We start from the raw sequence: 16,393 nt of genomic DNA on the forward strand, positions 1-16,393 counted from the left end.
ATAGTTAGCTCTTTAATTCTAATAGTTATTTATCTTATACAAGATATTGATAATTAACAATTGAACAGTATGGTGCTTTATATTTGTTCAATCAAAAGCTCTCTCCCTGATTTCAAATTTATCTTTTTTTTATAAAAATCACGCCCTCACCCAAAAAATAAAATAACAATATAAATCAATTAATTAAATTTCTCATTCAATCAAAAGTGTGAGGTTGATCGTATTGTAATAAAAAAGACAAACATAAATAAAAAGTATCGAATATCATAGATCACATATACGAACTCAATCCGTAAATGCGGACAATAAATACAGAGGTTACTATGTATGTAGTTACAATTGACACGGGAACAACAAATACACGAATTTGTATTTGGAAAAATGATGCTGTTTTAGCTAAATCTTCACGTCCTATAGGTGTGAGAAATACGGCAATTACAGGAAATACTCATACTTTAATTAGCGCGATAAAAGAGGCTATTGAAGAAGCTTTAGAGCAAGCAAAAATTTCTTCTGATGAGCAAATTACTTATTTAGCCTCTGGAATGATCACCTCAAATTTAGGCTTACATGAAATCTCTCACTTAGTTGCACCTGTTGGGCTCAACGAAATCTCAGAAAGAATAAGTTCTAAAATTATACCGGAGATAAGCTCTCAACCTATTTGGTTTATTCCTGGTGTAAAGAATAATGCAGATTTAGTGACTTCAGATAATTATGAAGCTATGGATATGATGAGAGGTGAAGAAACCGAAGCAATAGGCGTTTTAGACTCTAATCAATTACAAGGACCTGCTCTTATAGCCCTACCAGGTTCACATTCTAAGTTTGTTAAGATCGATCAATTTAATCGTATTGAAGGTTGTATTACGACAATTGCGGGTGAGTTATTAGATATCATCACAAAAAATACTATTTTAGCAAACTCACTACACGATCAATTTGCTAATGAAATAGATAAAGAGGCCCTTTTACTTGGAGCAAAAAATAACCTGCAAGTTGGATTAGCACGTAGTTGTTTTTCAATTAGAGTACTAGATATGTTTGGCGATTTAACAATAAATCAAAAAGCAAATATCTTACTTGGCTCTATTTTACAAGAAGATCTGCAAGCAATAAAAAATAGCAAAGCACTCAACTTAACTAAACAGACCAAAATAGTGATTTGTGGAAAATCAATATTAAGGGATGGATTAGCTGAGTTAATTAAACACGATCCTTATTTCATCGGAGAAGTTATTACTATTGATAGTACACAAACACCACTTTCCCTACATGGTGCTTTAGCTATCGCTAAACACAAAAATATCATTTAGATATTTATATCCTACAAAAAATAATAATTGCAGGTATTGAATGATGAATAATAAAAATACAGTAACAAAAAAGAGAAGCAATAAAAGATGGTTTGTTGTTTTTCTATTATTAATAGGCGGAATTATTAATTATATCGACAGGGCAAGTCTATCTATTGCCGCACCAGATATGATGAAAGATCTCAATTTAACAAATACTGATATTGGTTTAATGGGCTCAGTATTTGCATTAATTTATGCTATGTGCCAATTACCTTCAGGCTGGTTAGTTGACCGTTTCGGCCCTAAAAAAATATACGCTTGGGCTATTGCCCTATGGAGTGGTGCCACAATGCTGACTGGAGCTTGTAGTAGCTTAGCAACATTGCTATTTGCAAGAGGCATTTTAGGCGTAACGGAAGCACCATGCTGGCCCGCAGCTGCAAAAATCACAGCAACTTGGTTCCCTAAAAAAGAAAGAGCGCTTGCAACTGGTTTTTGGGATGCGGCTTCTAAATGGGGCCCTGCTATAGCGCCTCCAATTTTAGTCGCGATTATAGTTCCTTTTGGTTGGCGTGGCTTATTTTATATTGCGGGATTAATAGGTTTAGTTTTCGTATTATTATTTTTATACCTTTATCATCAACCAGAAAAACATCCAACAATTAGTAAAGAAGAATTAGATTATATTAAAGAAGGTGGCGGTGGCACTGAAGAAAAAAATAGTGAAACTGAAATCAAAATAAAATGGGCTTCATTATTTAAATTTCGCTGTATTTGGGGAATGATTTTAGGTTGGTTCTGTTATGTATGGATGATGAATATTTTCACTACCTTCTTGCCACTTTATTTAATGAAAACTCAAAACGTTGAATTAAAGTCATTAGGTATTTTAGCCAGCGTTCCTTATTTTGGTGGAATTGTCGGTGCTATTGCAGGTGGATATATTTCTAAATGGTTAATTGATCGTCAAATATTTAAAGATTCACTTATTGCTAAAAGAGCAACAATCAGTATTGCAGCATTATTAGCGGGTGCCACAGTTGTTGCTGTTCCTTTTGCAACCAGCTTAATGTCAACAATGGTGTTGTTGGTTATTGCGATGGCATTACTTTCAGCTGTATCTGCAACAGGATGGGCATTACCAGGTGATGTGGCTCCAACATCTATGGTTGGTTCTGTTGGTAGTATTCAAAATTTCGGAGGTTATTTTGCAGGATCATTATCACCACTCGTCACTGGACTTATTGCTGATGCGACAGGCTCATATACTCTTGCTTTTGTAAGTGGTGGAATTATTGCTGGCTGTGCAGCACTTTGTTACTGGTTTATTGTGAAAGAACCTATAACTCCTGTAAAAGATTTATAGAATTTAATTTTAAAACAAAGCGTTACAAACTATTTTTAAAGAAAAGAGGTTAAAATGATTAAGCAGCGCGTTATTCAAGCTATAGATGAAACAGGGATGATTGCAATTATTCGAGGATATTCATCTGATGAAATTTTACCAATAGCGCAAGCTTTATATGAAGGTGGTGTGCGAGTCATTGAAGTGACTTGCAATAGCAGTAATTACTTAGAAAGTATTTCTCGTTTAAGTAAAGCTCTTGGCGATAAAATGTGGATTGGAGCAGGAACAGTCATTAATCCAATAATGGCTCAGTTAGTTATTGATGCTGGAGCTACTTTCGTTTTAGCACCCGATTTTAATCCTGAAGTTGTTAAAATAGTTCATGAAAAACAACGCCTAATGATCCCAGCTGTCGTAACGCCTTCTGAAATGTTACAAGCTTATCGTATGGGTATTGATTTATTAAAACTATTCCCAGCAAATGGATTGGGAGTCGATTATCTAAAAGAAATTATGGGGCCTTTAAATGAACTCGCAATTATTCCAGTAGGTGGAATATCACTACATAATGCAGCCGAATTCGCCGCTGCAGGTGCAATTGCTGTTGGTGTTGGTAGTGAACTTGTTAGAAAAGATCTTATTGCATCAGGCGAATGGGATAAATTAAGCGAGCATACCGCTTATTTTATGAAAACATTTAAAGACGGTAAGAATAAAGCTTAATAGAAAATAACTAACCTTTAAATTCAGTGCTAAGTTAGATTAATGAAATAACTTTTTATTATTTCAATGGTATTTTATTGCCTAAATTAGCACTAATTAAAATTTACCATTTACTAGATAATTTATTTTTCTAAGGTTTCTTATGATTATTGGAAATATAAGCAAAATTAAAAACTTAAATAAAATACTTTTTAATATTTTAAGCGAAAATTCATTATCAATGGAGTCATTAAAATTAGCTAATACAGGAACATATAGACCAGAAAACAAAGATTGGTTTTATATGATAACCTCAGAGAAACCAGGAAAACCAGAAGAAAAAATCGCAGAATTTCACCATAAATATATTGATATACAGATGGTGATTAGTGGATGTGAAGATATTTATTATAGTCTCAATGAAATTGATAAAATGGATATTATTGAAAAAGGTCCAGATCTTTTTTTCTTACCTAATCATGATAACAACCAAAAAGTGACTTTATTTGAAGGTGATTTTGCTGTTTTCTTTCCTAGTGAAGTACATAAACCAATGTGTATAGGTGCAAAAACATCTGATGTAATTAAAAAAGTCGTTGTAAAGATACCCGTTTAAACATCTGGATCAGATAAAAGTCCTCGCTCAATTTTGCAAGGACTTAATCTTTATCTTCCATATAATCTCAGAAATGGTCTCAAACAGGGCGCGTTTTATATAATATATCAATCCGCTTTTTGTCGTGCCTTTTCAGCACGTTTACGACGCATTTCTTTAGGATCAGCAATTAAAGGTCGATAAATTTCAATTCTATCGCCATCTCGCACATTATCGCTTAATTTTGTTGGCCGACTATAAATACCCACTTTATTTTTGGTCAAATCAATATCATTACAAATCGTTAAGATATTCGAAGCAATAATGGCTTGTTCAACCGTGTCCCCTAACGTTAGTTCAACAGGGATAAGATACTGCTTATCGGGTAACGCATAGGTTACCTCTACCCATATTTTAGTCACGATAGATCTCTTTCGCTCTGTGAGTAAACGCCTGAACCATATTGTTCGTTAAATCTTTAAAAATACGTCCAAAAGCCAACTCAATTAATTTATTAGTGAACTCAAAGTCTAGCTGAAATTCTATCTTACACGCATTATCATCAAGTGCGGTAAACACCCATCCCCCAGTTAATTTACGAAAGGGACCATCAACAAGACGCATATCAACACGCTCATTAGTCTTTAAAAAGTTATGGGTAGTAAATGTTTTACTAATTCCCGCTTTAGAGACATTTATTGATGCAATCATTTCTTCTGGTGTGCTTTTGATCAGTTTACTTCCAACGCATCCTGGTAGAAAATCAGGATAAGTAAGAACATCATTAACCAGTTTAAACATTTGCTCTGTGCTAAAAGGGACAAGAGCAGATCGACTAATCTGAGGCATAGTTATTCCTGTACGACAACACTGTGTGTGATCATATCATTGAACAGTGACTAATTAAAAATCTAATGGAATATAGCTTAAGTTTTATGCAATTGAAAAGAAAACAGTCGGTTAAATGATTTCTTTCTATTGCTCATACAGTATAATGTGGACATTATGACAAAGAAAAAATCACACAAACCTGGTTCTGCGACCATTGCGTTAAACAAACGTGCTCGCCATGAATATTTCATCGAAGATGAGATAGAAGCGGGCTTGGCGCTCCAAGGCTGGGAAGTTAAATCACTGCGTGCCGGTAAAGCAAACATCAGTGATAGCTATGTTATCATGCGTGATGGCGAAGCTTATCTTTTTGGTGCAACCATTACTCCTTTAAATGTTGCATCAAGCCATGTCGTTTGTGACCCGACTCGTACCCGTAAACTATTATTAAAGCAACGCGAATTAGATTCACTTTACGGTCAAATCAACCGTGATGGTTACACCGTTGTTGCTCTTTCTCTTTATTGGAAAAACGCTTGGTGCAAAATCAAAATTGGCGTTGCAAAGGGTAAGAAAGATCACGATAAACGCGATACCATTAAAGATCGTGAGTGGAAATTAGACAAAGCACGTATCATGAAAAATGCTAACCGCTAAATTGCGTTAAGTACTAGCAATTACAAGTATTTTTCTGATATACTCGCTTTCAACAACTTGGGGCTGATTCTGGATTCGACGGGATTTGCGAAACCCAAGGTGCATGCCGAGGGGCGGTTGGCCTCGTAAAAAGCCGCAAAAAAGATAGTCGCAAACGACAATCAGTACGAAGCACTAGCAGCTTAATAACCTGCTTAGAGCCCTCTCTCCCTAGCTTCCGCTCTTAAGACGGGGATCAAGAGAGGTCAAACCCAAAAGAGATCGCGTGGAGACCTAGCTTGGGGTCAAAGCGTTAAACTTAATCAAGCTAGCTTATTCATGGCGCGTCTGTCCGCAGTGGGTAAGTGAAATTAAAGATGGACTAAGCATGTAGTACCGAGGATGTAGAAATTTCGGACGCGGGTTCAACTCCCGCCAGCTCCACCAAAATTCTCCATCGGTGATTACCAGAGTCATCCGATGAAGTCCTAAGAGCCCGTACAGCGCAAGCCCTGCGGGCTTTTTTGTGTCTGCAATTTGTCCCGCGCAGTCTGATGTCACCTAATTAAATCCAATCATCTTAAGCACCTGTTACCGAATTTCTAAGCTGCCTATGAGGCAGTGAACTGGAATTATCCCCATGCCTAGGGAGACAGTGATTTCTAAGCTGCCTATGAGGCAGTGAACAGAAAGCCGATAAAAGCATGACGCTAGATACTTTTCTAAGCTGCCTATGAGGCAGTGAACAAATCAACATTCCTTCATCGTCATTGCACATATTTCTAAGCTGCCTATGAGGCAGTGAACTGGATCTAACTCCAATACGTCAAAATTAAAACTTTCTAAGCTGCCTATGAGGCAGTGAACTGGGGGATTTGCTATGATGACTATTTTGATGCTTTCTAAGCTGCCTATGAGGCAGTGAACGTAACTTTCTTAAAATGGTTCCTGCTCTTGCGTTTCTAAGCTGCCTATGAGGCAGTGAACTATTTTGATGCGGGAAGTGGTTTTGACGTCTATTTCTAAGCTGCCTATGAGGCAGTGAACACACTAACCATTCAGGCATTCATTATGGATATTTTCTAAGCTGCCTATGAGGCAGTGAACCAATGGGCGCTGCTGCCGCTGCCGCATCTATGTTTCTAAGCTGCCTATGAGGCAGTGAACTTCTTATCTCGTGGTTTTGAAGATGAACGCAATTTCTAAGCTGCCTATGAGGCAGTGAACTTTAGCATTATCACGAAAAAACAAGCTACAGCAAGGCGTTAGCAAGGTTTAACCTTTTTTACCTTATTAAAAACGCCTGCATATAGCTTGTTGTTTTTATTGTGATTTTTAAAGAGCAAAAAATAAAGGGTTTCACCATTGAATACTTAGGCTAAAACCAAGGTACAAAAGTCTGCTTCCCTTTTTCTTTTTGACTCAAACCGTAACAAGAAAATGTGTTGATATTGCCCAATTGCGAATTTGACTTATCGCATTGAATAAAAAGCATAAACTTATGACGTAACTGAGGTTCAGTAGATGTTGATAAACTTTGCACATTAATATATGGCAATTTACTTTCACCCGATTTTTGCTCAATTGATGCCAAAAGTTCCGCCCGCATAATATCTTCATCAACTCCATGTTTTTGTGCTAAGTAGGAAGTTCGGCGTTCCAGTTGCTTTAAGCGATGCTGTTGAGATTTAGGATTATGGCGCGTAAAACAGGCATATTCCCTAACATCATTTGGTACTGCTTTCACAGGTTCAATACGTACGTAATCACTCAATCGCAGCAACCATTTCGCCACATCTAAACGCGAAAGTGATACTTCGTTTTCTGTGAATAAACGCAATTGATCCCCTAATGGAAAAGTTTTATCTCCATAAGCAGGAAAACTCAGTCCAACTTCTGATACGTTCGTGCCTAACTTATGCTCTACCAACATCAAATGTATTTGTTGATACACTTTCTCCCAAATAAAGCCTAACGAAATCTCAGTTGCAGGAAGTAGTGTTATATCTTGATAATACTTCATTTCCCACCCTTATTCACCAAAGACACCACCACGGATCAGCATCGCCATAATGTAATGTCGTTGCTCTATTGTTGGAATTTGGTCTTTCAACATCCAACCATCCAGCAATTTATAAAAGTCCATTTTCTCTTTAGGTTGACGATAAGCCGCACCTCGATTTGTGACAGAGCCATAGGGCTCAATCGCAATTGGACCGACTTCTTCAACGGCTAAGTGCCAAGTATCAATGGTTCGAAGCGCATTACCGATTTTTTGCGAGTGCATTGCCGCTTGTCCACCTAACTGATAGAGAAACTTGCTCTTATCACCTTTTCCTCCCCCCATCACTAGTTCTTGAGATGGAAATACTGGCTGACCCTCACCAAGCTGCGAGTAAGCAGTGATATTCAAAAACATGGCTTCACCCTGCAAGCCTTGTTGGATCAACTCAGCCAATTCATCCACTTGCTCATTGCTTTTAAATTCATGCAATTTGTAATCATAGCTATTAAATGTAAACACCCTACCTGCTGCATTTACATCTACTCTCACATTTTTTGCACCTACTCGGTTACGCCATAAAAACCGACCGTTAGCAATGTTTATCGCATAACGTTGCGCCAATTCTTTAAACTTAGTTTCGGCTTGGTAGGCATGAATTTTTTCTGCTAAGGCTTGTTGATAATCTGGAGAGTTACAGGTAGATGGTATATCCAAACCACCCAATATTCGTAATGAGAAAACAACTTTTAATGTATCTGTATGATGAGATAACGCAGCTGTATCTATTGTTTGTATGTTTGCTTTCGCTACCTCTGCATCTAATTTTACAGGGTCATTGGCCAAAGCGGATTTAAGGCGATTAGAAATGGTGCCTCGAACTGATTTTTCACCAATCATAATCGCTGACCATTCATCTTGACCCCAATTACCCGCAAGCATTAATGCATCAGATGGGATCAATTTAGCCTCAAAAGCGAGTACGGACGGAGTTTCTAGTTTCTTATTAGCCATTATTTCAATCCTTTTAAATTATATAAAATCAGGGTCAAAGCCAGTTAATTCAGCATTTTCTTCAATCGTATCAGGTTCAGGAATATCTTCTTGAACCGCTAATCCTTTTGCCAAATACCACGGATACTCGTAGTGATAACGCCAGATACCTTGCTGGATATTGACTAAGCGATGCACACTGAGCCATTCACCAACAGAGTAAGCACTTTCAGCGAAAGTAGCTGGAATAGAAGTATCCCTAACATTAGCGACTTGACCTGGAGCGTAACATTCTGAAATGGCACAATAGCCCGTAGAAATGGGTACCAAATATCCGCTGTTAGGCTTCGATTGATACTCCCAATTTGCTTTTCGTTTGCTCTCTCCATTGTCAGTAAGGTCTTCACCTTCTTGTGGGATTGCCTTGTATTTCAGTGTAGCGAAATCACACCATGCATCCATTAAGGTGCTAGACGCATTTTGTTGTTGTAAATGCTGAAAATGTGCAGCTAAATAATCACAGCGATCAACCAGTACAAAACCGGGCATTAATCGGCGTAATGCGTGTTGTTGCTCTTTTTCGCTGGTTAACAGTTGAATGCTTTCAATATTCGTTATCTGCCCCCCAGCAAGTCGCATCGCTGGAGCTAATCTTCTTATATTTGATAATAAGTTTTGTTCAGCTTGCCTATCCCCACCAACAACGCCATCAACTTCAATTAATAATGAAATTTGCATCCACATACGCCCTTCTTCATTAATTGGAGCAGTATTACCTTGTGGTGTCAGAGGATTACGCGTTAATGCAAATACATAGTCTCCCTTTCCACTAGGTCGACGCACATGAACATCATTTTTATGACTAATAATGACAACGCCCCCTAAACTCACAGGCAGTGTTGGCGATAATTTACGTGATAAAGCATGAGCAAAACCTAAGAAGTTGGTCACGGCAGGAAAGCCATACGTCAATCCAGCAATAGCATTAACATTTTGTACATCCATTTTTTTTAATAATAGATAATGCTTCATGCGTTATTCTCCTCGAATGTCACAGAGATGCGTTCGAAGGTACGCAGTTCGTTTAAACATAGTTTTTTAAAATAACGATGCTCAACATCCCCCAGTACATACACTTGTTTATTTTCTAATTTACGTAACAACCAATGTGAAAAATCATTGGCAACAATTTCCAGCCAATCGCCTTGTTCTCTTTCACGTTGAAATGCAAGATCAGGGTTATCAATATCTAATAGCAATTGATGAGCACGCTTCATTTTGCACTCTGGAGAATTAGTCCACCCTGAACTATTAGGAATCGATTGAATTTCAGCGACAAGATTCAACAAAGTATCTATTAATGGCTTAACATAGTGATAGTCACGTTGATAACGCGTTTTAAAGTTGCGATCTTTCTCTGTTAAGCCTGCTAAAAACGCCTTAAATTCACGAATCAAAGCGTTAGTTTGGAACGAGAATGGTTGATTAAAAATAGATAGACTGTGTAAAGGTGGCTTTGTTTGCGCTTGATATGTAGGCGATCCACAATTGAGTAAGAAGCCCTGCCCATGACGTTCACTGTTTAACTGAGAAATATTTTGAGGTTTTGAACCACCAAACATCTGCACTGCGGTTTCAGGGAAATATACATTCAATCGCTCGTCATATAGCCCTTTCTTGTAGGCATCACGGATCTCTTTTGAATCGCCATATCGAGACTGCCGAATTTTAAAATATAACTCATGAGATAATGCTGAAGGATAAAGCGGACACAACAAATGGTACTCTTCTTTCTCGTTGTTACTTGGGAAATAGACCTGTTTACTTAACGTATGAGCTGAGATATTTTCGTCATAAAGCGCTTGCTTAAATCCATTTTTCCATAAATCTAATAAATCTTGATCATCAGTAAAACATTTAAGCGCATTGATATGATTAGCCTTTAACTGATCGATTAATGATTCTCCTTTCACTTCGATCTTTAAAAGCGTTGCAACATTTAAAACTGCAGCATTTCCAATAAAATCAATACTCTTGTTCGGAATATGTTGAGTAACGAGATACCGGCTATTGAGTATTTCAAACTTATCCAAATATATTCCACTCGCCTTAGCATCACCATTTAGATATTTCGGCGCATGTGTAGCAATAGTGATTTGCTTTGCTAATTTAGCTTTACTTGATAACCAATTTTTAAATTCAAACTCTAATTCTATCGGTGCAGCATTGTCACAATATTCTGTTTTCGCCTGTGCAATTTCAACAGGATCGCTACTTTTCTCTAATGTTCTATTGAGTTTTTTTTGCAGTGGTTCTAACTTCTCCTGCTTTCGCTGTTCTATATATTCCGCGATCGCGGCACTTAATGTTCCGTCCATTCGCTTTCCTTAGTTATTTTCTTGTTGAAACACACCGAGTTGGTTATGCCATACCCACTCAATGGTTTGATCTTCTTTTTCTGCTCGTAGCTGTATTTCACCTAATCGATCACTGGTTCTTGTTAATGATTGACCAAGTTGTTTAGCAAACTGCTCATATATATGGATAGGTGATGCATCAAACCACCATTGGCATCCCTCAGCTAATTTCATCTCAATCATCTGAAAACGCGATGATTTAGGTACGTACTGGTAAGGCTTACTGGTAGTGTCTAATTGACTCCACTCTAATTGCCCATCGTCATCACACCGTAAAACAAAGGCTTCCTGTCTTTCTGATTTGCGAAACTCTGTTTGTTGAATAAACTCCGCATTCCAACTTGCATACAAACCGACTCCATCCGCCCACCAACGGTTAGCTTCTTTACCGCTATAATAAAATTCTGGCTTTGATATGGACTCCAACGCAAATCTCAATGCACGATGTTCTTGCACTAAGAAGTTTTGCACTGGATAAGCACTTTGCCCCAGCGTTTTGGGATCGAATAAAAAATCTTTACCATCTAGCTTGTACTTATCTGTGGGTTCTTTAACGCGCGTGATCGCCGAAATATGTTGTAATTCTGTACCTAGAAGTTGAGTAATATCATGTGTAGATAACGGCAATGCCTTACTTTCAAAACCAGGCTGGCAATACGCCACTGGCTCTCCTTTAAGCGCTCGAATATTTTTATTGAGTACAATCAGATTGGATTGAGTTGGAACTTGTTGTCGATGACGTTGAATTCGCCCTGCTAACTGAATTAATGAGCGCATTGAGCTCGGTTCTGCAATTGCCCAGTCATAATCATGGTCACGCCCAACTTCAACCACAGATGTACCCAACACCACAAATATGATGTTCTGTTCTGATGATTTATCTAACACCTGCATAATTTCTGGTTGTTGCCATAATGCATCGGGTGCGTGACGTTCTAACAGTCGATCTAACTTGTGCTCTTTGTTCGAGCGCATTGCCAATGGGAATTGAGAATGGTAAACACAGTAGCAAATCCGGTATCCATCCTGTGGCGATAATTGGGTTAATGCTGTAGCTACTGCAACCATAGGATTGATGTTCGCCATACGGATCACCCCTAACGACACACGTTTACCACAAGGTGACTCAATACTATGAACTTGATGTAATTGATGAATTTGTTGATGAAAAGTCTTGGCTACGCTTTGATAAATTACTTGTTGGCACGCTGTTCGACTCAAAGAGTCTGTTAATTGTGTCTCTTCAACATGAATAATTGAGCCTTGACGAAGTGGCTTATCGTTTTTACTCAGTTCAGTAACTCGTTTATCAACAAACTGCCGATGTGTGGTGACAAAATCCCTAAGTTGAGAAATTTCTTGTGTTTGTGTAGTGAATTCATCAATCCAAGCGCACCAAATTGGCAGTTCATTTTGCTGTACGAATTGCGCTTTATTAAAATGTTCACGCCCAGTTTTATAAGCATCGAATAAGTTTTTAATCAAAGATGGTGGTAATGTTGCTGATGATAACAACACACGCGACCCAAGCATTCCCGCCCAGTTCACCAAACGACATAGTGCAGGCATATCTTCTAAGCCAAAATCATCCGGCTCATCAAGCACTAAATCGGATGTAAGTAATCGAAGCATTGGTGCGATTTGTTTACCACCTGATTGGCTTTCTGTCGCTGGCATTAAGTGATCAATTGTACTGACTAAAACCGGCGCACTGACTAGTTGTTCAAGTTTCGGACTCGCGCTCAACCAGTGTTTTAATCGGCCATCATATATTTGCCCTTCATAGCTAACAAATAGTTGCTCAAACCAATCCTCAGAGGATTCACTACCGTGGTTTAATTCTGAGCTATTGAGTTCATGCAGGGCTTTTACTGCTTGTGAACCAATTAGCACAGCTAATTCATCATCGCCCAATTTGAGTAAATCACGATATGCATCACCCGTTTGTAACGTTAATGTACGTAACCCTAATGCAACAGAAAAACGACAGCCTTCTCGTTCATCGGCTAAACCGTACATAATGCGTGCATTAGCAATAGTTTTACCACACCCAGTAGACGCCATATTAACGCCGAAAAAACCCTGATTTTCAGTTGCTTTGCTAATAGCTTTAGCCTGTTTATACGCTTTATCCTGCCAGTAGTATTTTTCAATTCCTGAACTTTTCGAAAAGAGCCTATGTTGTGCAATCGCTGGTAGAGTGTATTTTAAAACGGGTAAGTTGCTTGCAAAACGCTGAGCGTTAACTGAAACACCAATATTGTGTTCATCTAATTGCTGTTTCGGTACAGTACTTGTACCTTGGGCTGATTGCCGATCAGTATTTGCAATAGCGCCATAATCAGGATCACGCCAAACAAATTGACCTTCATCCAAATGAAGAGAAGAGTAGTAATGATCCGCCAACATAAGTGATAAACGTGCCATATGACTGACAAATCGCTGTTCAAACCAAGAAATGTAGCTATTTACAAGTAATGGCGTATTCAGTGCGCGAACTGCTAATTTTGCAGCTTTTCTCCGCCAAGTATGGCTTAAAAATGGCGTTCCACTGGGGAATGACCAATTGTCTTTTTGCGCTTGCTGAGAATATTTAGACATATCCAGTGCATTAGGGGAATTCCAATGGCAATCAAAACAATGGGAGAGCCATAAATTCATGTCAGAAATATTAACTGGCTTATTCGGATCATTATTTTTAGGCAAACGGTGATGTGACACCACCAACCACGCAATAAGTTTGGCAAATGGCGCTAAATCAGAAAATGGGTTTTGGTGCTTATTAGGAGCATCAATAAAGATTGTTTGTGTCAGTTGAGTATTACAGACTTTTGCAACCTTTTCATCGGTTAACTCGGCAAGCTGCTTTATCCAATCCTGGTCTGATTTTCCTTTAGTAAAAGCTTCAAACAAACGAAGTGAGATCCATTCATGTCGATAAGGCTCACCTTTCGATTGTGTTTTCCCTTGTAACTTTTTTTGAAATAGCGCGTTAGATTTACCAATGTCATGAAATAAACCCGCTAATGCGCTGGCTAGTACTATTATTTCGTTTAAATACCAGCCAGACTCCCACTCTCGATGTTCAAGATTAAGTGAAGTTCGGTTAACAGGAACGACACCTTCAAAATTAAATTTAGAACGATTGCCCACTACCCAAAGTAGCTGACTACGTGAACGGCTTCGGATCCAATGACAGCTTACCGCAGTGCTTCGACTCGCCGTTTTTCTTAGCATTTTTTTGACTGTTTGCAGTCCATCTTCAGTGATTAATGTTTGCCAAGTGTTGTTACCGATTCGGTCAGCAAAAGCATCTAAAACACGGCGAGTTTTCTTGAGAGCTTTCTTTTCGCACTCAGAAACAAAAGTCACCATCATGGCTCTGAACCTCCGTTCTCAACAGAAGGTTCATTCAAGGCAATCGCTTTAATTGTATTAAACATAAACTCCATCGATTTATGCTCAATAAAAGCCTGTAACACTTGCTGACGAAACTCTTGTTCGGTGGCGTTTTCTTTAGCGCATACAAATGCCCACGGCAAAATAACTGCATCTTTGATTAAATCTGCAACATCAAACACTAATGCTCCACGACGGGTTTTACCATGCATGACAGCAAAGCCATGTGGAATACCAAGTACCCATAAGCAACTGGCGGCTAAACCATAAGCTAAATAATTACCATGATTCAAAAAATCATTAGCTAAGGTTGTGGAATCGTGCTGACGAGTAAAGTTTTTAAGGCTGGTATTGTTAGCTGCGTACTTATAAAGAACTTTTGTCAATTGCGCTTCCGTGAGTAGTAAATCTGAGCTTTTACTTGCTTTATCAGTGCGTTCATAAAAAGTGGATAATGCTTGTTGTATCAGTTCATCCTTAAAAATAAATCCTTGGCTTTTTAATTCTCGATCTTTTGACCATACTGTTTGTAAATATCCAATCCGAGCTCTTTGAAATTGCTTAGCAACTTCGAGTCGTTTTTCATCATCAAACCAAAAAGAAAGCCAGCCTTGTAGATATTCAGTCGGACGATACTCACTTTGCGGAGTAAACCACTCCACCTCAGTCGCCATATGCAGTGGTGTACCGCCTCCACCACAAAAACCTACTAATACACCGGCTTGTGAAAGCATACGCATTGCGGCTTGAGTAATTGATGTCCCATTACCAAGTAATAAAACGGTAGTGTTAGCAATAGGAATATTGAAGTAGAGATTCTCTTTTTTCGACTCTGTGAGATATAAAACACGACCATCTTTTTGCATCACTCGGCAGTATTCCAAGTAATACATATTGGCCCTTTTAGAATGAAGAATGGTTTTCAAATCGGAGGGGGATAAATCTTCCATTACTTTAGCCTCTTTTAGTCACCTCCAAACAATATCAATTAAGGAGTAAGCATGACATGAGCAAATTGCATATATGTGAACTATTAAGGAAAATTTAATTATCAAAAACGCCAAATAGCTATTTCTAAATACAATAAGGAAGGAATATAGAAGCGAAATATGTTTTAGTGACTACAGCGAAAGGTTTAAATATATTAAATAAATTCTCTAAGCTACCTATGTGGTAGTGAACGTTAAGCGTTATACAACAGAAATTATTATAAATTTCTAAGCTGCCTATGCGGCAGTGAACGTATTCGCTCATAATCTTCACGTTTCCACTTTTTTCTAAGCTGCCTACGCGGCAGTGAACATAATCATATCTTCATTAGCACTTTCTGGAATTTTTCTAAGCTGCTTACGCGACAGTGAACTTTACCCGCTATATCAACTGATTTTTTATCATTTTCTAAGCTACCTATGAGGCAGTGAACTCTTCTTGTTTCTTACGTGAACGCTTAGGCTTTTTCTAAGCTGCCTATGTGGCAGTGAACGAACCGTCAGGGTCATTACCTTCAGAGTTACCTTTCTAAGCTGCCTATGCGGCAGTGAACTAAAGTAGGTATTAATGGTGTTTCCGGGTTAATTTCTAAGCTGCCTATGCGGCAGTGAACGATTTTCAAGCGATTGAAAGTGTGCGTGTGGTTTTCTAAGCTGCCTATGCGGCAGTGAACTGCGTTTTACGTGGTGAATGATTTTATTTCGTTTTCTAAGCTGCCTATGCGGCAGTGAACGGGATGCGTTAAGACAGCTATCAATCTACACATTTCTAAGCTGCCTATGCGGCAGTGAACGTGCGTATCTTCTACCGCAATGGCTACTATAATTTCTAAGCTGCCTATGCGGCAGTGAACTGTTTGAACAGTGGTTACTTGGTATTGATAATTTTCTAAGCTGCCTATGCGGCAGTGAACTGGCTCGACTTTTTGCCCTGCACGTTTAGCGCTTTCTAAGCTGCCTATGCGGCAGTGAACGATTCTATGATGTTTCAAAAAAATATCTGCTATTTCTAAGCTGCCTATGCGGCAGTGAACGCTTAGATGCGCAGTCTGCTATCGACTATCGATTTCTAAGCTGCCTATGCGGCAGTGAACGTTCCATCCTTTGACGAATTTCGTCCGTTAATTTTCTAAGCTGCCTATGCGGCAGTGAACTAGGCGGTAATATACCCCCTAAATTAGAG

The 16,393-nt window shown here is 38.5% G+C and carries 13 protein-coding genes, 1 other RNA gene and 2 CRISPR repeat arrays (1 of these 16 only partly in view); of the genes, 6 read left to right on the plus strand and 8 right to left on the minus strand.

All coding sequences use genetic code 11. The annotated features are described in order from the left end of the window. The first annotated feature begins 323 nt into the window (after window positions 1-323). The 4 genes from EHE21_RS13175 to EHE21_RS13190 all read left to right on the plus strand — a co-directional run bounded on the left by EHE21_RS13175 (window position 324) and on the right by EHE21_RS13190 (window position 3,964). The gene (locus EHE21_RS13175) at window positions 324-1,316 is read left to right on the plus strand and encodes a 2-dehydro-3-deoxygalactonokinase (protein ID WP_194950889.1); all 993 of its coding nucleotides are present in this window, start codon (window positions 324-326) and stop codon (window positions 1,314-1,316) included. Between the two features lie 40 nt (window positions 1,317-1,356). Next, window positions 1,357-2,664, plus strand: coding sequence for an MFS transporter (locus EHE21_RS13180; RefSeq protein WP_194950890.1), 1,308 nt, complete (start codon window positions 1,357-1,359; stop codon window positions 2,662-2,664). Window positions 2,665-2,718: 54 nt separating this feature from the next. After that, window positions 2,719-3,369 carry a bifunctional 4-hydroxy-2-oxoglutarate aldolase/2-dehydro-3-deoxy-phosphogluconate aldolase gene (locus tag EHE21_RS13185; RefSeq protein ID WP_194950891.1) on the plus strand — a complete coding sequence of 217 codons (651 nt, stop codon included), beginning with the start codon at window positions 2,719-2,721 and terminating at the stop codon, window positions 3,367-3,369. Window positions 3,370-3,511: 142 nt separating this feature from the next. Next, the gene (locus EHE21_RS13190; RefSeq protein WP_194950892.1) at window positions 3,512-3,964 is read left to right on the plus strand and encodes a YhcH/YjgK/YiaL family protein; all 453 of its coding nucleotides are present in this window, start codon (window positions 3,512-3,514) and stop codon (window positions 3,962-3,964) included. A 107-nt stretch (window positions 3,965-4,071) separates the two neighbouring features. Here EHE21_RS13190 and EHE21_RS13195 read toward each other — a convergent pair whose 3' ends face one another. Both EHE21_RS13195 and EHE21_RS13200 read right to left on the minus strand, forming a co-directional pair. Further along, window positions 4,072-4,368, minus strand: a complete 297-nt coding sequence (locus tag EHE21_RS13195) for an RnfH family protein (protein WP_375804068.1) — start codon at window positions 4,366-4,368, stop codon at window positions 4,072-4,074. Further along, the gene (locus EHE21_RS13200; RefSeq protein WP_006533588.1) at window positions 4,358-4,792 is read right to left on the minus strand and encodes an SRPBCC family protein; all 435 of its coding nucleotides are present in this window, start codon (window positions 4,790-4,792) and stop codon (window positions 4,358-4,360) included. The genes EHE21_RS13195 and EHE21_RS13200 overlap by 11 nt, the downstream gene beginning before the upstream one ends. A 156-nt stretch (window positions 4,793-4,948) precedes the next feature. On the opposite strand from EHE21_RS13200, the gene smpB reads away from it, so the two are divergent. Beyond that, window positions 4,949-5,431 carry an SsrA-binding protein SmpB gene (gene smpB, locus EHE21_RS13205; protein WP_088495016.1) on the plus strand — a complete coding sequence of 161 codons (483 nt, stop codon included), beginning with the start codon at window positions 4,949-4,951 and terminating at the stop codon, window positions 5,429-5,431. A gap of 59 nt (window positions 5,432-5,490) precedes the next feature. Next, window positions 5,491-5,857, plus strand: a transfer-messenger RNA (tmRNA) gene (ssrA, locus tag EHE21_RS13210). Between the two features lie 152 nt (window positions 5,858-6,009). Then, a CRISPR array of direct repeats spans window positions 6,010-6,637; the repeat unit is 28 nt; unit sequence TTTCTAAGCTGCCTATGAGGCAGTGAAC. 151 nt (window positions 6,638-6,788) lie between these two features. Here the strand turns inward: ssrA and cas6f are convergent. From cas6f to cas1f, 6 genes are read right to left on the minus strand one after another with little or no spacing between them, the layout of a single operon-like run. Next, window positions 6,789-7,433 (minus strand): type I-F CRISPR-associated endoribonuclease Cas6/Csy4, encoded by a 645-nt coding sequence (cas6f, locus tag EHE21_RS13215; RefSeq protein ID WP_194950893.1) that lies wholly within the window; start codon window positions 7,431-7,433, stop codon window positions 6,789-6,791. 9 nt (window positions 7,434-7,442) lie between these two features. Further along, window positions 7,443-8,426: a type I-F CRISPR-associated protein Csy3 gene (csy3, locus tag EHE21_RS13220; protein ID WP_194950894.1), complete on the minus strand. Its 984-nt coding sequence runs from the start codon at window positions 8,424-8,426 to the stop codon at window positions 7,443-7,445. An 18-nt stretch (window positions 8,427-8,444) separates the two neighbouring features. Continuing rightward, window positions 8,445-9,437, minus strand: coding sequence for a type I-F CRISPR-associated protein Csy2 (gene csy2 / locus EHE21_RS13225; protein WP_194950895.1), 993 nt, complete (start codon window positions 9,435-9,437; stop codon window positions 8,445-8,447). After that, complete coding sequence (gene csy1, locus EHE21_RS13230; RefSeq protein ID WP_194950896.1) at window positions 9,434-10,783, minus strand: type I-F CRISPR-associated protein Csy1; 1,350 nt, start codon at window positions 10,781-10,783, stop codon at window positions 9,434-9,436. Before csy1 ends, csy2 begins: the two co-directional genes overlap by 4 nt. Before the next feature lie 9 nt (window positions 10,784-10,792). Then, window positions 10,793-14,200, minus strand: coding sequence for a type I-F CRISPR-associated helicase Cas3f (gene cas3f, locus EHE21_RS13235; RefSeq protein ID WP_194950897.1), 3,408 nt, complete (start codon window positions 14,198-14,200; stop codon window positions 10,793-10,795). After that, entirely contained in the window at window positions 14,197-15,171 is a 975-nt protein-coding gene (gene cas1f, locus EHE21_RS13240; protein ID WP_194950898.1) for a type I-F CRISPR-associated endonuclease Cas1f, read from the minus strand. The genes cas3f and cas1f overlap by 4 nt, the downstream gene beginning before the upstream one ends. A 204-nt stretch (window positions 15,172-15,375) precedes the next feature. Continuing rightward, a CRISPR array of direct repeats spans window positions 15,376-16,393; the repeat unit is 28 nt; unit sequence TTTCTAAGCTGCCTATGCGGCAGTGAAC; it runs 1,111 nt beyond the window's last position.

This window comes from Proteus sp. GOKU (genome assembly GCF_015475555.1).
GTDB lineage: Bacteria > Pseudomonadota > Gammaproteobacteria > Enterobacterales > Enterobacteriaceae > Proteus > Proteus mirabilis_B.

What these genes read in the sequence shown, in the direction of transcription:
- EHE21_RS13200 (WP_006533588.1), bottom strand. Translation starts at nt 4,792, where the DNA reads ATGCCTCAGATTAGTCGATCTGCTCTTGTCCCTTTTAGCACAGAGCAA.
- smpB (WP_088495016.1), top strand. Translation starts at nt 4,949, where the DNA reads ATGACAAAGAAAAAATCACACAAACCTGGTTCTGCGACCATTGCGTTA.
- csy3 (WP_194950894.1), bottom strand. Translation starts at nt 8,426, where the DNA reads ATGGCTAATAAGAAACTAGAAACTCCGTCCGTACTCGCTTTTGAGGCT.
- EHE21_RS13185 (WP_194950891.1), top strand. Translation starts at nt 2,719, where the DNA reads ATGATTAAGCAGCGCGTTATTCAAGCTATAGATGAAACAGGGATGATT.
- csy1 (WP_194950896.1), bottom strand. Translation starts at nt 10,783, where the DNA reads ATGGACGGAACATTAAGTGCCGCGATCGCGGAATATATAGAACAGCGA.
- cas6f (WP_194950893.1), bottom strand. Translation starts at nt 7,433, where the DNA reads ATGAAGTATTATCAAGATATAACACTACTTCCTGCAACTGAGATTTCG.
- csy2 (WP_194950895.1), bottom strand. Translation starts at nt 9,437, where the DNA reads ATGAAGCATTATCTATTATTAAAAAAAATGGATGTACAAAATGTTAAT.
- EHE21_RS13190 (WP_194950892.1), top strand. Translation starts at nt 3,512, where the DNA reads ATGATTATTGGAAATATAAGCAAAATTAAAAACTTAAATAAAATACTT.
- EHE21_RS13175 (WP_194950889.1), top strand. Translation starts at nt 324, where the DNA reads ATGTATGTAGTTACAATTGACACGGGAACAACAAATACACGAATTTGT.
- cas1f (WP_194950898.1), bottom strand. Translation starts at nt 15,171, where the DNA reads ATGGAAGATTTATCCCCCTCCGATTTGAAAACCATTCTTCATTCTAAA.
- EHE21_RS13180 (WP_194950890.1), top strand. Translation starts at nt 1,357, where the DNA reads ATGATGAATAATAAAAATACAGTAACAAAAAAGAGAAGCAATAAAAGA.
- cas3f (WP_194950897.1), bottom strand. Translation starts at nt 14,200, where the DNA reads ATGATGGTGACTTTTGTTTCTGAGTGCGAAAAGAAAGCTCTCAAGAAA.